The 17,506-nt window shown below is 70.4% G+C and carries 11 protein-coding genes; 2 read left to right on the top strand and 9 right to left on the bottom strand.

What is annotated here, in order from left to right:
- The first annotated feature begins 32 nt into the window (after window positions 1-32).
- Window positions 33-2,204 (top strand): dipeptidyl-peptidase 5, encoded by a 2,172-nt coding sequence (locus tag ACZ5AJ_RS13055; protein WP_464135420.1) that lies wholly within the window; start codon window positions 33-35, stop codon window positions 2,202-2,204.
- A gap of 98 nt (window positions 2,205-2,302) precedes the next feature.
- On the opposite strand, the gene ACZ5AJ_RS13050 is transcribed toward ACZ5AJ_RS13055, so the two are convergent.
- The 6 genes from ACZ5AJ_RS13050 to ACZ5AJ_RS13025 all read right to left on the bottom strand — a co-directional run bounded on the left by ACZ5AJ_RS13050 (window position 2,303) and on the right by ACZ5AJ_RS13025 (window position 9,663).
- Entirely contained in the window at window positions 2,303-3,811 is a 1,509-nt protein-coding gene (locus ACZ5AJ_RS13050) for a glycoside hydrolase family 32 protein (RefSeq protein WP_464135418.1), read from the bottom strand.
- A 118-nt stretch (window positions 3,812-3,929) separates the two neighbouring features.
- The gene (locus tag ACZ5AJ_RS13045; protein WP_464135416.1) at window positions 3,930-5,600 is read right to left on the bottom strand and encodes an extracellular solute-binding protein; all 1,671 of its coding nucleotides are present in this window, start codon (window positions 5,598-5,600) and stop codon (window positions 3,930-3,932) included.
- A gap of 140 nt (window positions 5,601-5,740) precedes the next feature.
- A complete protein-coding gene (locus ACZ5AJ_RS13040; protein WP_464135415.1) occupies window positions 5,741-6,727 on the bottom strand; it encodes a carbohydrate ABC transporter permease in 987 nt (328 codons plus the stop codon).
- Window positions 6,728-6,732: 5 nt separating this feature from the next.
- Entirely contained in the window at window positions 6,733-7,815 is a 1,083-nt protein-coding gene (locus ACZ5AJ_RS13035) for an ABC transporter permease (protein ID WP_464135413.1), read from the bottom strand.
- Window positions 7,812-8,837 carry a LacI family DNA-binding transcriptional regulator gene (locus tag ACZ5AJ_RS13030; protein ID WP_464135411.1) on the bottom strand — a complete coding sequence of 342 codons (1,026 nt, stop codon included), beginning with the start codon at window positions 8,835-8,837 and terminating at the stop codon, window positions 7,812-7,814. The genes ACZ5AJ_RS13035 and ACZ5AJ_RS13030 overlap by 4 nt, the downstream gene beginning before the upstream one ends.
- A 322-nt stretch (window positions 8,838-9,159) precedes the next feature.
- On the bottom strand, window positions 9,160-9,663 hold the full coding sequence (locus ACZ5AJ_RS13025) for a glutathione peroxidase (RefSeq protein WP_464135409.1): 504 nt from the start codon (window positions 9,661-9,663) through the stop codon (window positions 9,160-9,162).
- A 151-nt stretch (window positions 9,664-9,814) separates the two neighbouring features.
- Here ACZ5AJ_RS13025 and ACZ5AJ_RS13020 point away from each other — a divergent pair, with 151 nt between their 5' ends.
- Entirely contained in the window at window positions 9,815-11,449 is a 1,635-nt protein-coding gene (locus ACZ5AJ_RS13020; protein ID WP_464135408.1) for an HNH endonuclease, read from the top strand.
- 223 nt (window positions 11,450-11,672) lie between these two features.
- Here the strand turns inward: ACZ5AJ_RS13020 and ACZ5AJ_RS13015 are convergent, their stop codons facing one another.
- From ACZ5AJ_RS13015 to ACZ5AJ_RS13005, 3 genes are all read right to left on the bottom strand, one after another.
- Entirely contained in the window at window positions 11,673-13,328 is a 1,656-nt protein-coding gene (locus ACZ5AJ_RS13015) for a cation:proton antiporter (RefSeq protein WP_464135406.1), read from the bottom strand.
- A gap of 251 nt (window positions 13,329-13,579) precedes the next feature.
- On the bottom strand, window positions 13,580-15,406 hold the full coding sequence (locus ACZ5AJ_RS13010; protein ID WP_464135405.1) for an ABC transporter ATP-binding protein: 1,827 nt from the start codon (window positions 15,404-15,406) through the stop codon (window positions 13,580-13,582).
- The gene (locus ACZ5AJ_RS13005; protein WP_464135403.1) at window positions 15,403-17,268 is read right to left on the bottom strand and encodes an ABC transporter ATP-binding protein; all 1,866 of its coding nucleotides are present in this window, start codon (window positions 17,266-17,268) and stop codon (window positions 15,403-15,405) included. Before ACZ5AJ_RS13005 ends, ACZ5AJ_RS13010 begins: the two co-directional genes overlap by 4 nt.
- Window positions 17,269-17,506: the final 238 nt, after the last annotated feature.

The following is a 17,506-nucleotide window of genomic DNA, read 5'->3' as shown; positions in this document are numbered from 1 at the left end:
CCGCCTGCGACGACGCGCCTACTCTGGAGCGCATGACGACGATGCTCCCGTACGGTTCCTGGCCCTCTCCGATCAGCGCACGCCAGCTCGCCACCGGAGGCATCCGGCTGGGCGGGCCGCAGCTGGTGGGCGAGGAGCTGTGGTGGACCGAGGGGATCGCGACCGAGCAGGGACGTCAGGCGATCGTCCGCTCCGCCGCGCCGTCGGAGGGCGCCGCGCCGTCGGGGGGCTCCGATGCACCCGTCACCGTGCTTCCCGCGCCGTTCAATGCGCGGTCGCGCGTGCACGAGTACGGCGGGAGCGCCTGGATCGCGCTCCCGCCCGAACCCGTCGGAGGGGAGCCCCGGGAAGCCGCCACCGGGCCGCGGGTGCTCTTCGTCGACTTCGCCGACCAGCGCATCCACCTGCTGGTCGAGGGGGAGGAGCCTCGTCCGCTGACGCCCGTCGGCCCTGAGGTCGAGTCCGCGCACGGTCCGTCGCTCCGCTGGGCCTGCCCTGAGCCCGTCACCCTCGCCGACGGCACCCAGGAGGTCTGGTGGATCTGCGAGGACCACACCGGCGGGGAGGAGGGTCCTCGGGCCGACGCCGACGGGGTCCCGCATATCGAGCGCTATGTCGCGGCCGTCCCGCTGGACGGCTCCGCCGCCGAGGATCCCTCCAGGCTCCGGCGCATCACGCCGTCCTCCCGCTTCGTCGCCTACCCGCGGATCAGCCCCGACGGCACGCGTCTGGCCTGGATCAGCTGGGAGCATCCGCGGATGCCCTGGGATGGGACGGAGCTGCACGTCGCCCCGCTCGTCGGCGGCCGCGCGGGCACGGGAGAGATCATCGCCGGAGGCGACGAGGTCTCCGTCCTGCAGCCCGAATGGCTCGACGACGAGCGTCTCCTGTTCGTCTCCGACGAGACCGGCTGGTGGAACCCGCGCGTGTGGTCGGGCGCCTCCGGCTCCCGCTCTGTGCTCCCCGTCGGCGCATCGCTGCCCGACGGCACCGTCCTGACCGAGCAGGAGTTCGCCGGGCCCATGTGGTCGCTGGGCACCACCTGGCATCACGTCCTCGATGACCGTCGGGTGCTCGTGCAGTTCGGGCGAGCCGCTGATCGTCTGGGCATTCTCGACATCCCGACGGGATCCGTCACCGAGCTCGACTGCCCGCTGACCTCGATCAGCGGGATCGCCGTCGGCCCCGACGGGCGGACAGCCCTCGCCGGCGCCTCGCCGACGGCCTTCCCCGCGATCTACGAGGCGACGCTCCAGCTCGGGCCGGACGACGCCGACGCCGACGGAGGTGCCGCTGCCGGAGGCGCCGGACCTTCGCTGTCCCCGCTGTCGCTCGTGCGCTCCTCCCGGGCCGACGCACCCGCACCGTCGGCCCTGCCCGTCGGAGAGAGCATCGAGGTGCCCCTCGAGGGCGGGGGCGTCGTGCATGCGATCCTCTACCGCCCCCACCAGGACGGCTTCGCCGGACGGGACGGCGAGCTCCCGCCGTTCATCGCCCGCGTCCACGGCGGACCCACCAGCCACGTCCCGCCCGTGCTCAGCCTGCCCGTCGCCTACTACACCTCCCGCGGCCTCGGAGTCGTCGAGGTCAACTACGGCGGATCGACCGGCTACGGCCGCGCTTACCGCGACCGTCTCCAGGGCCAGTGGGGCGTCGTCGACGTCGCGGACACCGTCACGGTCATGGAGCACCTGGTGGCGGAGGGGATCGCCGACGGAGAGCGGCTCGCGATCGAGGGCGGCAGCGCCGGAGGCTGGACCACGCTCGCCTGCCTGACCCGCACGGACGCGTTCTCCGCCGGCGTCTCCAGCTTCGGCGTCGCCGAGCTGGAGAACTTCCGTCTCGACACCCATGACTTCGAGTCGCGGTACATCGACGGCCTCGTCGGCCCCTACCCGGAGCGCAAGGATCTGTACGTCGAACGGGCCCCCATCAGCCATGTCGACGAGCTGTCCTGCCCCGTCCTGCTGCTGCAGGGCGATGAGGACCGCATCGTGCCGCCCAGCCAGTCGGAGATGTTCCGCGACGCGCTCGCGGCCAAGGGGATCCCGCACGCGTACATCCTGTTCCAGGGGGAGCAGCACGGGTTCCGACAGGCGGACTCGATCATCCGGGCCGCCGAGGCCTCGCTGTCGTTCTACGGGCAGGTCCTCGGCTTCAGCGTGCCGGACGTCCCAGTGCTGAGCCTCGACGGGGACCGGTGACCGCGGCGCCGTCGGCCTGAGCGCCGACGCGCGCCCGTGCGGCCGACGGCGCGCACGGGCTCGGGGCCGGCCACGGGGCCGATCGCTGGGCCGACGGCTCAGCCGCGGTCGAGGAGGATCTCCACCGGCCCGGGACCGGGGAAGATCTGCTGGGAGACGAGCTCCCGTCCATCGTCGATCGACAGCTCCGCGCAGGACCGGTCGACGACCAGGTCGAGGTTGACCTCCCGGACGCCGGGATGAGCCGGGGAGGGTGCTGAGCGCGGATGCTCCGGGGCGAACTCCTCCCGGTGGGCGCGGCTGCGATCCACCACGACCGTGCCGTCGGCCGCGACCTCGATCGCGAGCTCGCGCGGGCCGACGTCCGCGGCCCAGCGGAGGACGAGGCGCTGAGGGTGGCCGATAGGCAGCGCGCCCCGGACGCGGAACGCGCGGGACCCGTCGACCTCCGCGAGGAGCCGGGACCCGTCGGACGACCGGCTCTCGGACGACCGGCCGTCGGACTGCGGGCCCGCGGGGCGCCCGAGGTCGATGGTCTCGATGCCTTCCGGCACGACCGGCCGCTGGACCAGCTCGAGCGGGCCCTCGCTCGCGCCGCCGGGCGTGCCGGCACCGGCGGAGGTCTCCGTGCTGCGGAGCCCGAGGCGGCGAGGGAGCGTCATCGAGGAGCGCCACGGGTCCGTCGGCGTCGTCGACGCGTACGCCCAGTTGTTCATCCAGCCCAGCAGCAGCGGCTCGCCGGCCACGCCCGCGAAGGAGACGATCGCGTAGCAGTCCGGGCCGAGGTCGAGGGGGCGCGGACGCTCGTCGGCCGTCGTGAACTCGGTGCTGTCGAAGTCGCCGACGAAGCACCACGAGCCGGAGCCGCCCGCCGGGCCGCCGGGGTTCGTCGACACGATGAGCACCCAGGCGTCGCGGGCGGAGCCGCCGTCGGCCCCGGTCGTCGGGCCATCGACGGGGACGCGCAGGAGGTCGGGGCACTCCCAGATCCCGCCGTCGAGCGCGGGATGGGTGAAGGCCGAGGCGTGCTCCCAGGTCAGGAGGTCGCGGGAGGTGAAGAGGTGGACCGTGTAGTCGAGCGCCTCGACCGTGACCATCACCCAGCGCCGGCTCTCCTCGTGCCACAGAACCTTCGGGTCGCGGAAGTTCTCGCTCCCGCGGTCGATGATCGGGTTCCCGGGATACGGGGTCCAGGTGAGGCCGCCGTCGGTCGACGAGGCGATCGACTGGGCCTGTCGCCCCGCGAGCGTCGGATGCTGATCGGTGTAGGCGCTCGTGTAGAAGGCGAGGAGGGGGCCGTCGGCCGCGCCGGGACCGAGCCCGGAGACGTTCGCGGCGTCGTGCACGACGCTGCCCGAGAAGATCAGCTCGGTCTCGGACGACGGGATGGCGATCGGCAGCTCCTCCCAGGTCGCCAGGTCGTCCGAGACCGCGTGGCCCCAGCTGATCCGGCCCCACTGGCTGCCGGAGGGATTGGTCTGGAAGAACGCATGCCAGCGTCCGTCGTGCCGGATGAGCCCGTTGGGGTCGTTCATCCAGGTCGATCCCGGGGTGAGGTGCAGGGCGGGTCGATGGCGGTCAGTGAGGGCTGCGCTGGGCGCGGTCATGATCTCTCCGTCGGTGGGGTGGTGCAGTGGTGCATTGGGGCGGCGATGGTGCGGTGCGGTGCGGTGCGGTGCGGTGCGGCGTGCGGCCGCGCGCGAGGGCGCGGCCGCACGGGGGCGGTCAGGAGGCGGCGTCGGTGAATCGGTCGTAGGCCTCCTGGTAGACGGCGACGAGCTCGCGCACGCCGATGGTCTCGAGCTGGGAGACGTACCCGTCCCACTCGTCCTCGATGCCGCCCTTGACGATCCACGTCGAGGCCTTCTCCTCGACGAGCGTGCGGATGTCGGACTCGATGGTCGACAGGCGGTTGAGCTCCTCGGGGGAGAGCATGACCGGCGGGTACTTCTCGTTCGCGCGGTACGGCTCGTAGTGCTCGAGGATCTGCGCCTGGCGCTCGGCCGCGCGGGGCTCGGGCAGCACGACCGTCTCGAAGTCCTCTGCGGTGATGATCTTCGGGCCTCCGGGAGAGACCTTCACGCGGCGCTCCTGCTCGGTCTCGCCCTCGCCGACGGGGATCTGCTCGAGCAGTCCGTCGGCGTTGACCTGCTGGGTCACGCCGATCGGACCCCAGTTCGCCTGGGCGCTCATGACCGGGTCGAAGAGCATGTCGGCCCAGCGCAGCGTCGCCGCGGCGTACTCGTTGCGGGCGCTGATCGCGAAGGCGCCGCGGTTGATCTCCTGATTGTTGGCGACGCAGGCGCGGCGCGTCCCGTCGGGCCCCGGGAAGAGGGGCACGAGCGCGTACTGGTCCGCCCGCTCCGGCCCCACGACCTCGGGGATCTCCCAGAAGTAGAAGGAGCCGAGGGTCTGCGGGTCGGCCTTGCCCTTGGCGATGAACGCGACGTAGTCCTGGGCGAACGCCTCCTGGTCGATGAGCCCCTCGGTGCTCCAGGTGTGCAGCGTCGCGAGCGCGTCGCGGTAGCCCTCCTGATGGGCGGTGAAGACGACCTTCCCGTCCTGGACGATGCGATGGTCGGGGTTGTCGGCCTGGCCGCCGATCGCGGCGATGAGGTCGGCGATGTCGCCGGCGCCCATGAACGACAGCGGCAGGGTACCGCTCGGACCCGAGGCGCGGAACGCCAGCAGCGCCTCGTGGTACTCGTCGACGGTGGTCGGCAGCGCCAGGCCCTCGCGCTCGAGCCAGGCGGTGTCGATGAACAGCATCCGCGGGAAGGCGACGAGATTGAGCTCTTCGACGCTCGGCAGCGTGTAGATGTGGCCGTCGGCGCTCGTGATCGCCGAGCGGATGTCCGGACGCTCCTCGAGGATCGCGTTCAGCGTCGGCGCATGCTCGGGGATCAGCTCCTCGAGGGCGAGCAGGGTGCCGTTCTCCCCGTACTTGGTGACCTCGGCGTCGCTGAGGCCCGTGTTGAACAGCGCGTCGGGCAGGTCGCCGCCGGCCAGCAGCAGGTTCTTCTTCTCCGCCCACACCTCGTCGGGCTCGTTGACCCAGTCGATCGTGATCCCGGAGTCCTCGGCCCAGGTCTTCACCAGCTCCATGGACTCGTAGTCGGGGGCGAGGGCGGACTTCGCGCCGCCGAAGCTCAGGGTGAGGTCGCCGGTGACGATCGGGAGGCCGGAATCGGTCAGGCCGACGTCGGCCGAGCGGTCCTCGACGGCCTCGGCCGACGGGCGACCGCAGGCGGCGAACCCCAGGGCGGTCACCGAGAGGGCGGTCGCGCCGAGGGCGAAGCGTCGGCGGGAGAGGGCATCGGACGGGGTGCGGAACCGGCCGTCGGACGCGGTGCGGGGCTGGTCGTCGGAGGCGATGCGGGTCGGGCTGCTGGACATGGGATGACTCCTTCGTCATGTGCTCCGGAGAGCGGGATGGTCGCAGGTGAGAGGAGGTTGTTCGTATGACGTGCCAGGGTGGGGCAGGACGGCTGGGGCGGCCAGGGCGATGGCCGGGCGGTCCGGGCTGGGCCTCGCGGTCAGCTCTTGAGGGCGCCGAGCGTCGCGCCCTTCACGAAGTACCGCTGCAGGAAGGGGAAGGCGACGAGCAGGGGGACCGTGGAGACGACGATCATGGCGTACTTCAGCAGCTCGCCCATCTTCTGGGCGGCGGCGGTCGAGTCCATCGACGCCATGTCGAGTCCGCCGGAGCTGGCCTGGGACTGGATGAGGACGTTGCGGAGGATCAGCTGGAGCGGATACTTCGACTCGTCGGACAGGTAGATCATCGCGTCGAAGAACGCGTTCCAGTTCGCGACGATGTGGATCATCGCCATGAGCACGATCAGCGAGGTCGACAGCGGCAGCGCGATGCTGGCGAAGAAGCGGAAGTCGCTCGCCCCGTCGAGCTGTGCGGCCTCGCGGAGCTCGGGGGAGATGCTCTGCTCGAAGAACGTCCGGGCGATCACGAGGTTCCAGACGCCGACGGCGCCCGGGAGCACCACCGCCCAGATCGTATCGAGCATCCCGAGCTCCTTCACCACCAGGTAGCGGGCGATCATGCCGCCGTCGAAGAACATGGTGATGATGAAGAGGACCATGAAGACGTTCCGGCCCGGCATGTCCCGGCGCGACAGCGCATAGGCGCCGCAGAGGATCATCGTCACGCTGATGACGGTCCCGACGGTCGTGTAGAGGACCGAGTTGAGGAATCCCCGCACGATCGTCGAGGTGCCGAAGATCGTGGCGTAGCCGTCGAACGTCACGCCGCGCGGGAACAGCACCACCTTCCCCTGCTGCACGAGCGTCGGATCGGAGATCGACGCGATGACGATGAAGTACAGCGGGTAGACGATCACGATGATGGCGAACGCGATGATCCCGTAGGCGATCGCGACGAACAGGATGTCGCCGATGCGGCTCGCGCGCCGCTGCGCACGGGCGGACCGGGAGGCGGGGGACGGGGCGGAATGCGCGCCGGGGGAGGGCGCGGAGGACGCGGCGGAGGTCGTCGGAGAGGTCGTCATCGGGATCACCACAGGCTTGACTGGTCGGCCTTCTTGGCGACCCAGTTGAAGGTCAGCAGAAGGATCAGGTTCAGGACGGAGTTGAAGAGCCCGATGGCCGCCGAGTAGGAGAACTGGGCGCCCTGCAGGCCCACCTTGTAGACGTAGGTGTTGATGACCTCGGAGGTCGGGAGGTTGAGGTCCGTCTGCATCAGATAGACCTTCTCGAAGCCGAGGTTGAAGATGTTTCCGACGGCCAGGATGAAGAGGATCGAGATGACCGGCAGGATGCCGGGGATGTCGATATGGCGGATGCGCTGGAAGCGGTTCGCCCCGTCCATCCGGGCCGCCTCGTGGAGCGACGGGTCGATCGCCGTGAGCGCCGCGAGGTAGATGATCATCGAGAAGCCGGCGTTCTGCCAGATGTCCGAGCCGATGTAGAGCGGACGGAACCACTCCGGGGCGCCCATGAAGAAGATCGGCTCGCCGCCCGTGAGCCCGATCAGATGGTTCACCAGACCGGAGCTCGGGGAGAACAGCAGACGGATCATGCCGACGACCACCACGACCGAGATGAAGCTCGGGGAGTAGAGGATCGTCTGCGTCAGCCGCTTGAAGCGCTCGTTGGACATCTGGTTGACGATCAGCGCGAGGATGATCGGCACCGGGAACGCGACGAGCAGGCCGACGGTGTTGATCGTCAGCGTGTTCGCGAGGATCCGTCCGAACTGGAAGCTCGAGATGAACGCCCGGAAGTGCTCGAGGCCCACCCAGGGGCTCCAGAAGAAGCCGTCGGCCGGGTTGTAGTCGCGGAACGCGATCTGCGCGCCGTACATCGGCCAGTACTTGAACACCACGAGGTAGACGAGCGCTGGCGCGAGTAAAACGTATAACTGCCAGCTCTGGAGGATCCGTCGCGGCAGCGTGCGGCGCCGCGCGAGCGAGCGCGCGCCAGCGGGGGCTGGACTGTCCGGACCGCCTGGGCGGCTGTCGGCGGAGGCGAGGTCGTCAGCTGAGGCGAGGCTGCCGACGGGCGAGCGACCTGCGGCCTGTGCGGCGGCGGGCGGGCCCGGTGGGGATGCCGGCCCGACGGCGGTGTCGGTTCTCATGCGGCGTGTCCTTTCGGAGGGGCGACGGACCCGCGGAGGATCGCGGGGCAGTGGATCGGATGGACCTCGGCAGGCGCCGACGGCTCCAGCAGCAGGTCGGCGGCGCGCTCGCCCATCGCATGGAAGGGGAGCTGCATAGTGGTGAGCGGCGGATGGAAGAAGTCCCGCAGCACGTCCTGGTCGTCGAAGCCGACGACGGACATGTCCTCGGGAACCTGCAGGCCCGCGGCCTGCAGCGCCTGGTAGGCGCCGAGCGCCGTGCGGTCGTTGCCGCAGAAGATCGCGGTGGCCGGATCGTCGAGGGCGAGCAGCTCGCGGGTCCCGCGATCGCCGTCGGCCGGAAGACCGCTGCCCGCGCGCACGAGCTCGGGATCGTGCTCGATGCCCGCCTCGCGGAGCGCGCGCTCGTAGCCGCGGCGCCGGTCGCGGGCCGCCGGCAGGGTCTCGCCGACGAAGATGTTGATCATGCCGATGCGCGTGTGCCCGGCGTCGAGCAGCAGGCGCGTGGCCTCGTAGCCGCCGCGCTCCTCGTCGGGCACGACGCTCGGGACCCGGCCGGTCAGGTCGCGGGCGTTCAGGCACACCGTGCGCGCCTCGAGCGCGGAGTCCGGGACCTCGAGCTCGCGGTGGTACATGGCGGTGTAGAGGATCCCGCGGACCTGATGGGACAGCAACGTCTCGATCGCGGCGTCCTCGAGCTCCTGCTCGCCGCCGGTGTCGACGGTCATCAGAGCGTTGCCCTCGCGCCAGGCGCGATCCTGGGCGCCCTTGATCATCTGGCCCGAGAAGGGCGAGGTCGCGACCTCGTCGCCGACCAGGCCGACGATCTCGCCGACGCCCGTCTTGAGCGTCTTGGCCTGCAGGTTCGTGCGGTAGCCGAGCTCCGTCGCGGCCTCGCGGACGCGCTGGGCGGTGGTCTCCGACGCGCGCCCTGCCGAGTTCCCGGACAGGACGAGCGAGACGATCGCCTGGGAGACGCCGGCGGATGCGGCGACGTCGTGCATGGTGGGGCGCTTGGCCACGGTGCGCCTCCTTCGGCTGCTCGGGATCGTCGGCGGAGGCGGGCCGGCGGAGTCTGCTCCGATGGGCGGCGGCGATGCCGTCCTCGGGATGCTCCTCGCGGCTCTCCTCGACGATGCGTTAATCGTATGACGCAGATGATGCGGCACGGGGAGCGATGCTGTCAAGCGATCGGCGCGAGGCGATCTGGCGGGATGCTCGGAGGTCCTCGGTCCTCGGTCCTCGGTCCTCGGTCCTCCGTCCTCGGTCCGTCGGCGCCCGGGCCCGCGGGGCGCCGACGGACCGAGGACGGGCTCGGCGGGCCGCGGCGCCCCCGAGGGCAGGTCAGGCCTGCGCGGCCAGCGCAGCCTCGATCGGGCCCACAAGCTCGTCGGGCGTGACCGTCGGCTCGAAGCGGGCGATGACCCGGCCCTCGCGGTCCAGCAGGAACTTCGTGAAGTTCCAGGCGATGTCGCCGGGCTCGATGGTCTCGCCCGACGGCGTCTCGTGCGAACCCGTCAGCCACCGGTACAGCGGATGCGCGTCATCGCCGTTGACCTCGACCTTCGCGTGGAGCGGGAAGGCGACGCCGTAGCTCGTCGAGCAGAACTGCGCGATCTCCGACTCGGTCCCGGGCTCCTGGTGGCCGAACTGATCGCAGGGGAATCCGAGGACCGTCAGGCCGTGCTCACCGAAGCGCTCGTGGAGCGCCTGCAGGCCCTCGTACTGCGGCGTCAGACCGCACTGGCTGGCAGTGTTCACCACCAGCACGGCGGACCCCAGATGCTGGGAGAGCTCGGTCGGACGGCCGTCGATGTCGATCGCTGAGAAGTCGGCGAGTGTGCTCATCGGGCCATTATCGGCCTGAGCCGCGTCCTCTGCTGCGGGGTTCTCGGCTGCGCGACGCCGGCGGTTCGCCACCGCTCCTCCCCATACCGCTGCGATCCACATTCGCGGCGCCGGGCTTTGCGTGCGTCGTCGGCGTCGGAAGCATGGAGCCATGAGCACCTGCACCAGCGCACCGAGCGAGAGGGACGGCGACCCGGCCGACCTTTCTCTCCTCGTTCTGCGCGGTCAGGATCCTGAGCAGGCGGGGGAGTCCCTCACCGCGCTCGCAGCGGAGCTCGCCGAGCTGGCGGCCCATCCTGAGGCGCTCTTCGACGTCGGCTCCCGCAGTGCCCGTGCCTACCATGCGATGGTCGTCGCGATCGCCGACGCACGCAGTGCACTCCAGGCGCTCGGCGATCGGGCAGCGGTGGCCTATGCGGAGGTCACCGAGCGCGATGCCGTCGCCGAGGCCCGCGCCGAGAACGCCCATGAGGGCCGCGCCGCCGACAGAGCCGAGAAGCAGGCCCGGAGAGCGGCCGCGAGCCGCATCCGCCAGGACCTGTCCATGGCGACCCGACGCTCGGTGTCCTCCGTCAGCAGGGAACTGGCTGCCGCGAAGCGCCTGGTCGCAAACATGCCGGAGACGCTCGAGGCACTCTCTCACGGACGCATGATGGACTCGGTGGCACGCATGGCCGCGGGCACCGTCGGGCCCCTCACGGACGAGGAGCAGCGCGAGGTCGACCAGGGGATCAAAACGCTCCTGGAGACGCGCGAGGATGCAGGAACGGGCTGCTGGAAGGGTGAGCTGGCCAAGCTCGTGAAGACCCCGGATCCGCAGAAGGCATCGGAGCGCCACCAGCGCGAGCGGAGAGCCGCCCACGTGACCCTCGAGCACGAACCGCATGGGATGGCGACGCTCAAGGCATATCTGCCGGCAGTCGGTGCGCGCGCCGCGATGAAGCGGCTCGAGCTGGAGGCCGAGCGGCTGCGTGCCGAGGGCGACGACCGCGGCCACCACGCGATCATGGCGGACTCCCTGGTCAAGGGCATCACCGGAGAGGATGGCAGCCTCGAGCCCGTCACCCTCGAGATCGGCATGATCATCACCGACCGCGCACTGTTCGATCCCGACAGCGGCGACGTCGCCCACATCGAGGGCTACGGGCCGGTCCCGCCGGAGCTCGTGCGGGAGCAGCTGCGCCGCGTGCTCGAGAAGCCGACGGCCGACGATGACGCCGGGCACTCCGATCCCACCGCGGATGACCCCCTCGGCCCCGACGGGCCCGCGCTGCGGGCTGTGCTGCGACGGCTGTACACGCATCCCCGCACCGGCGAGCTCGTCGCCGTCGAATCGATCGCCCGGAAGTTCCCTCCCGCGCTCAAACGGCTGCTGCGCTGGCGCGATGCAGGTATCTGCCGGGGGCCCTTCTGCAACGCCACGGTGCGGCAGTTCGACCATGTTGAGCCGCACAGTCGCGGCGGACGCACCACCATGGCGAACGGTCAGGGCATCTGCGTGCACCACAACGACAAGGAGAACAACTCCGCCCGTGTGGAGATCGTCGGAGATGCGGCCGACGACGCTGCGTGTGCTGCTGGTGCTGGTGGTGGTGCTGGTGCTGCTGGTGCTGGTGGTGGTGCAGGGCCCGCCGGCGGGCATCGAGTGAGATGGACCAGCACCCACGGCATCACGCGCACCACCTATCCGATCCGGTACACGGCACCGGAGCGGAGGGACGAAGGGGAGCGGCAGGGGGACGGGACGGGGGACGAGGACGGCGATCCGGAATCTGACCCACCGTGACGAGGAGCGGCAGGTGCCGTGTCAAGAGGGTGAAGTTGAAGGCGGCATCGGAGACGGAGATCGCTGTCGTAGGGCGAGAATGCGCGGTCGATGTGCCGGGCGCGCATCTCACAGCACACAGCTTCGCTGATCAAGCGCACTCCAGCGCTAGTGCATCCAGTCGGTGCACCCCCACCGACGCGCCCCGACAGCCTTCGTCAGCACCCCGCGACGGCCACCCCCGTCAGTGCGCCGCCTTCGTCTTCGGCTTGTGGCGGACTGGCGGTGCCGCCATGATCTGCAGGTCGAGCTGGCGCAGGACGTGGTCGGCGGCCTCGGGGTCGACCCCGGGCTCGGAGCGGGCCTGCAGCACTTCGGTCCTCGCAGCGTCGAGGCCGACGGTCTGGGCGGCGACCATGAGCTCGCGTCCGCGGCGGACCATCCTGCGCTTGGCCTGCAGCTTCCGCTGCTCCTCGGGGTCGGCGATCTCGCCGTCGGGGGTGAGCGCGGCCATCGCCTGGGTGGTGGTGTCGAGGTCCTGGCGGAGGCTCCGGAAGCGCTTCTTGAGGGCCTCCAGCTGCTGCTCGGAGATCTCGTCGCTTTCCCCGAAGCGCTCCTGGATCGCGGCGAGCGCGGCCTGCTTGCCGCGCTCGGTGAGCTCGCTGATCTCGTTGTCGGTGACGGAGCCGTCGTCCTGCAGCTTGAGCAGGCGCAGCAGCCAGCCGAGGCCCATCCCCGTCGGCACGAGGGTCACCAGGAGCACGGCGCTGGCGACGATGATCATCATGTTGCGGTACTCGACGGGGTCGCCCGACGACGTCGTCGTCGGGATCGCGAGCGCCAGGGCGAGGGTCGCGAGTCCTCGCATGCCGCACCAGGTGAGGACCACGGAGTCCTTCCAGCTGACGTGCTCCTCGCCGCCGGAGCGCTCGAGCGGGGCGATGGCGAGCATCGCCACGAGGCGCAGCACGATGACGATCGCGCAGACCGCCGCGCACACCGGGAGGTAGTCGAGGACCGCCCAGCCCTCCTCGACGACGATGTCGCGCAGCTGCATGCCCATCAGCCCGAAGGCGAGGCCGGTGACGAGGAGGTTCGCCACGTCCCAGAAGGTGTAGCGGGAGATGCGGGCCTCGGAGTCCTCGGCGCGGCTCTTGCGTCGGGTCTCCAGCGCGGTGACGACCACGGCGATGACGCCGGAGGCGTGGAGCTCCTCGGCGAGCATGTATGCGGCGAAGGGGACGACGACGCTCATCGCGGTGCGCGCGGCCGTCGTCGTCACCATCCGTGTCGCGACCCGATACAGCCACCCGAGGCCGAAGCCGATGGCCACGGCGATGGCGGCACCGATCAGGAACTCCGGCAGGAGCGCCCAGCCGAGATCCTCGCCGCTGGTCAGCGCCGACAGCGCCGACGTGAACAGCACCAGGGCGACGGCGTCGTTGAACAGTCCCTCGGTCTGCAGCATCGACAGCATCCGTCGGGGCATGCGGGCGGGCCCCGCGACGGCCTCGACGGCGACCGGATCCGGCGGGGCGACCATGGCGCCGACCATCACCGCGAGCGGCACGGCGATGCCCGGCACCAGGAGCCACACCGTCCCGGCGACCGCGAAGGCGGTGATCGCGGTGAGGCCGACGGCGAGCACGAGCAGCGTGCGCCAGCGGTAGCGGAACACGGACCAGCTGGTCTTCTGCGCGGTCGCGAAGAGCAGCGGCGGCAGGAACAGCGGCAGGATCAGGTGGGCGTCGATCGAGAAATGCTTCAGACCGGGGATGCAGGCGATCAGCGAGCTCGCCAGGAGCATCAGGATCGGGTAGGGCAATCGCACTCTCTCCCCGAGCGCCACGCAGAAGACGGTGACGGCGAGGAGACCGATGATGAGTGCGAGTGTGGCCATGCGCGGCTCCTGGGGGCGTGTCGGCGTCGTGATGCTGCAGGCGAGGCCGAGAGAGCGCACCCCAGGCGCCGTCGGGAGTCGCGGGAGCCCGTCCATTTTATATGGCGCGGCTGGACGCCGATCGTGCGCTGACAGCGCGCAGAGAGCGCACAGACCGCGCCCCGACAGCGCGCAGGCCGCGCCGATCGCGCGCAGACCGCGCCCCGATCGCGCTCAGGCCGCGCGCCGACCGTGCGCTGCTCGGACGCGGGCTACATCGAGTCCTGCCAGGCCTGGTACAGGGCGGCGAAGCGGCCCCCGGCGGCGACGAGCTCCTGCGGGGAGCCGTCCTCGACGACCTCGCCGCCGTGGACGACGAGCACGCGGTCGGCGATCATGACGGTCGACAGGCGGTGGGCGATGATCAGCGCGGTGCGCTCGCCGAGGAGCTTCGTGAGGCCGTCCTGCACCATGCGCTCTGAGGGGATGTCCAGGGAGCTGGTGGCCTCGTCGAGGATCAGCACCCGAGGATCGGCGAGGAAGGCGCGCGCGAAGGAGATCAGCTGGCGCTGGCCGGCGGAGACGCGTCCGCCGCGCTTGTTCACGTCGGTGTCGTAGCCGTACGGCAGCTGCTCGATGAAGGAGTCGGCGCCGATCGCACGGGCCGCCCTCTCGATGTCCTCGCGCGGGGCTCCGGGGCGCCCCAGCTCGATGTTGTCGGCGACGGTCCCGGAGAACAGGTACGCCTCCTGGGTGACCATGACGATGTTCCGCGTCAGGTCCTCCAGGGTGATGTCGCGCAGGTCCACGCCGTCGAGCGTCACCCGTCCCTCGGTGGCGTCGTAGAAGCGCGAGATGAGCTTCGCGATCGTCGACTTCCCGGCTCCGGTCTGGCCGACCAGGGCGATCGTCTGGCCGGACGGGATGTGCAGGTCCAGCGGCTTGAGGACGACGGGTCCGTCGTCGGAGTAGCGGAAGGAGACGTCCTCGAAGTCGATGCGGCCGGTCGAGGTCGGCAGGGGCGTCGGGCGCACGGGGTCCTTGACGTGCGGGGCCTCCGCCAGCAGCGTCGCGATCTTCTCGAGGGCCGACAGCCCCGACTGCAGCGTGTTGTAGAAGCTGGCCAGCTGGTCGATCGGCTGGAAGAAGCGCCGCGAGTACAGCGCGAGGGCGATCAGCACTCCGACCTGCAGGTCCCCGCCGACGACCCGGAAGCCGCCCACGAGCAGCACCACGGCGATGGTGGAGTTGGCGAGGATCCGCAGCGCAGGCTGGTAGATGCCGAAGACGTTGATGGAGCGCAGCGAGGCATCGCGGTAGTCCTGGGCGAGGGTGTCGAACTCGGCCTCGTTGCGGGGCTCCTTGCGGAAGGCCGCGACCGCGCGGATACCGGCCATGGCCTCCACGAAGTGCACGATCAGGCGGGCCGAGTGCGTGCGGATCGCCCGGTACTCGACGCGGGAGCGCTTCTGGAACCACACCGTCAGCGCCACGCCCGGGATCAGCATCAGCAGCATGACCAGGCCTGTCACCCAGTCCATGATGACGATGAGGATGACCGTGTAGACCATCGACAGCGAGGAGCCGACGAGGATGTCGACCCCCGAGTTGAGCAGCTCGCGCAGGGCCTCCATGTCGGAGGTCTGGCGGGAGACGATGCGGCCCGACGTGTAGCGCTCATGGAACTCGAGGTCCTGCTTCTGCGTGAAGCGGAAGACGCGTCGGCGCAGGCGCAGCAGCATCTGCTGACCGACGACGGTGCCCTGCCGCACGTAGCCGAAGGTCAGCACGCCGCCGATGATCGCGCAGCTGATGTGCAGCGCCGCAGCGGTGATCGCCGGGCCGCCGTCGCCGTCGATCAGCGCCGGCAGCGCCGTGTCGATGCCCCAGGCGATGATCGCGGGGCCGGCGACGACGGCGAGCTGCGCGACGACGACCATGAGACTCATCGCGACGAACTGGCCCTTCACGGGCGAGATCAGGTCGCCGAGCAGACGGAAGGACCTCCGACGGGCCTCGCGGCTCTCCTCGGGGGTGAGCTCGCGCTGCTCCATGTCCTCCTCGCGCGGGGAGGCGGGGCGGGAGGCGGCGGCGGTCATCGGCTCTCCTCCTTCTCGGTGCTCTGCTGCTCGACGTCCTGCTGCTCGGTCCAGGCACCGCGCAGGTCGAGCTCGCCGGTGAGGGTCTCGATGTCCTGGTCGCGGCGGGCCTCCTCCTCCTGATTGGCGATGACGTACCGGTAGCGGGCGGAGGAGCGCATGAGCTCCGCATGGGTGCCGACGTCGACGATCCGTCCGTCGTCGATCAGCGCGACCCGGTCCGCGAGGGCGACGGTGGAGGTGCGGTGGGCGACGATGAGCGTCGTCGTCCCCTCCAGGACGCTGCGCAGGCGCGTGGTCACCCGCTCCTCGGTCTTCGTGTCGAGGGCCGACAGCGGGTCGTCGAGCAGGAGCACCGCCGGCTGGGCGGCGATGGCTCGGGCGAGTGCGAGGCGCTGCCTCTGCCCGCCCGAGAGGCTCATGCCCTCCTCCCCGATGCGGGTGTCGAGGCCGTCGGGCAGGTCGAAGGCGAAGCCGGCGTCGGCCGTCTCGAGGGCGAGCCGCAGCAGCGCCTCCCGCTCCTCCTCGCCGAGCTCGCGGTCGGCGCCCAGCAGCACGTTCTCGCGGACCGAGTCGGAGAACAGGGTCGCCTCCTCGAAGGCCACCGCGGTGAGGGTGCGCAGGGAGACCAGGTCCATGTCGCGGATGTCGGTCCCGTCGATGGTGATGCTCCCGGCCGTGGTGTCGTAGAGCCTCGGGACGAGCTGCAGCAGGGTCGACTTGCCTGATCCGGTGACCCCCACGAGAGCCATCGTCTCGCCGGGCCGGATCGTCAGGTCTGCACCGTCGATCACGTCGCGCACATGGGCGGGGGCGTCGGAGTAGCGGAAGCGGACGCCCTCGAGGCGCACCTCGCCATGGGCCGCCGACGGAGCCGGGTGCTGCGCGTCCTCCGGGGAGACGATCGGGTTCTCATCGTCCATGACCTCGTAGTGGCGGGTCAGTGCAGTGGACGTGTTGATCGCCTGGCCGAGATGGTTGCCGAGCATGCGGACGGGCCCGATCACCATCGTCGCGGTCGCGAAGTACGAGGCCAGCTGCCCGGTGTCCATGTTCCCCTGCGCGGTCTCGTACAGGCCCAGCAGCAGCGCCACGCCCAGGGCGATCTCCGGGAGCATGAACATGAACATGTTGAAGGTGGCCATGGCGGTCGCCATCTTCACCTCGGTCTGGCGCAGCTCGTCGGCCTGGACCGTGAAGTCCTCGAGCGCCGTCGGACCGCGGCCGAAGGCCTTGAGGACGCGGATGCCCTGCACGGACTGCTCGATGGTGGTGGCGAGATCGCCGTTCTGGTCCTGCGACAGCCTCGAGAGGTACGTGAACCGCTGGTTGAAGCGGAACGCCAGGATGCACACGGGGATCGCGAAGATCAGGAACACCACGGCCAGCAGGGCGCTCGAGCGGAACAGCAGCACGGTGCCGACGGTGATGGTGACGACGTCCGTGACGATCATGATCATCCCGAAGGCGACCCACCGTCGGATCATGTTGATGTCGCTCATCATGCGCGAGAGCAGCTGGCCCGACCCCCAGGCGTCGTGGAACGCCACGGGCATGCGGATCACCTTGCGGTAGAAGTCCACCCGCATCTGCTTCTCGATCGTCGTCGAGGGGGCGACGGCGAACATGCGCCGCAGGTAGATCAGCGACGCCTCGAGCAGACCGATGCCCATCACGATGGCGCAGCCGGTCCACACGACCGCGGCCGTGGGGCTGGCGTCGAGGCGGTTGATGATCCACTCGAGCGTCTGCGGGATCATCAGCGACGACGTCGACGCCGCGATCGCGCTGAGCAGACCGAGGATGAGGCGGAGGCGGATGGGCTTGACCGTCTGGAACAGACGGCTCATGTTCTCGAGCATGGGGGAGGGGGACCTCGATGGGGGTGCAGTGCCCGGTCAGGGCAGGCCGCTCCGCGGCGGTGCGGGAGCGGCCGATCGGTGGAGCGGTCGGTGGAGCGGTCGGTGGTGCAGGTGATGGAGCAGGTGATGGAGCAGGTGATGGAGCAGACGGCGGAGCGGTCGGTGGTGCAGACGGTGGAGCGGTCTGGTGGAGGCTCGAAGACTTAGCCTAGTCAACTATCTGGGCGGCCGACAGCCC

Source organism: Brachybacterium zhongshanense (assembly GCF_055385755.1).
The sequence above is the reverse complement of the archived record's forward strand: the minus strand, read 5'-3'. Positions and strand labels throughout refer to the sequence as shown.

Excerpts from the sequence above, each read along its gene's own strand:
- ACZ5AJ_RS13055 (WP_464135420.1), top strand. The coding sequence starts at position 33 with ATGACGACGATGCTCCCGTACGGTTCCTGGCCCTCTCCGATCAGCGCA.
- ACZ5AJ_RS13050 (WP_464135418.1), bottom strand. The coding sequence starts at position 3,811 with ATGACCGCGCCCAGCGCAGCCCTCACTGACCGCCATCGACCCGCCCTG.
- ACZ5AJ_RS13045 (WP_464135416.1), bottom strand. The coding sequence starts at position 5,600 with ATGTCCAGCAGCCCGACCCGCATCGCCTCCGACGACCAGCCCCGCACC.
- ACZ5AJ_RS13040 (WP_464135415.1), bottom strand. The coding sequence starts at position 6,727 with ATGACGACCTCTCCGACGACCTCCGCCGCGTCCTCCGCGCCCTCCCCC.
- ACZ5AJ_RS13035 (WP_464135413.1), bottom strand. The coding sequence starts at position 7,815 with ATGAGAACCGACACCGCCGTCGGGCCGGCATCCCCACCGGGCCCGCCC.
- ACZ5AJ_RS13025 (WP_464135409.1), bottom strand. The coding sequence starts at position 9,663 with ATGAGCACACTCGCCGACTTCTCAGCGATCGACATCGACGGCCGTCCG.
- ACZ5AJ_RS13020 (WP_464135408.1), top strand. The coding sequence starts at position 9,815 with ATGAGCACCTGCACCAGCGCACCGAGCGAGAGGGACGGCGACCCGGCC.
- ACZ5AJ_RS13015 (WP_464135406.1), bottom strand. The coding sequence starts at position 13,328 with ATGGCCACACTCGCACTCATCATCGGTCTCCTCGCCGTCACCGTCTTC.
- ACZ5AJ_RS13010 (WP_464135405.1), bottom strand. The coding sequence starts at position 15,406 with ATGACCGCCGCCGCCTCCCGCCCCGCCTCCCCGCGCGAGGAGGACATG.
- ACZ5AJ_RS13005 (WP_464135403.1), bottom strand. The coding sequence starts at position 17,268 with ATGCTCGAGAACATGAGCCGTCTGTTCCAGACGGTCAAGCCCATCCGC.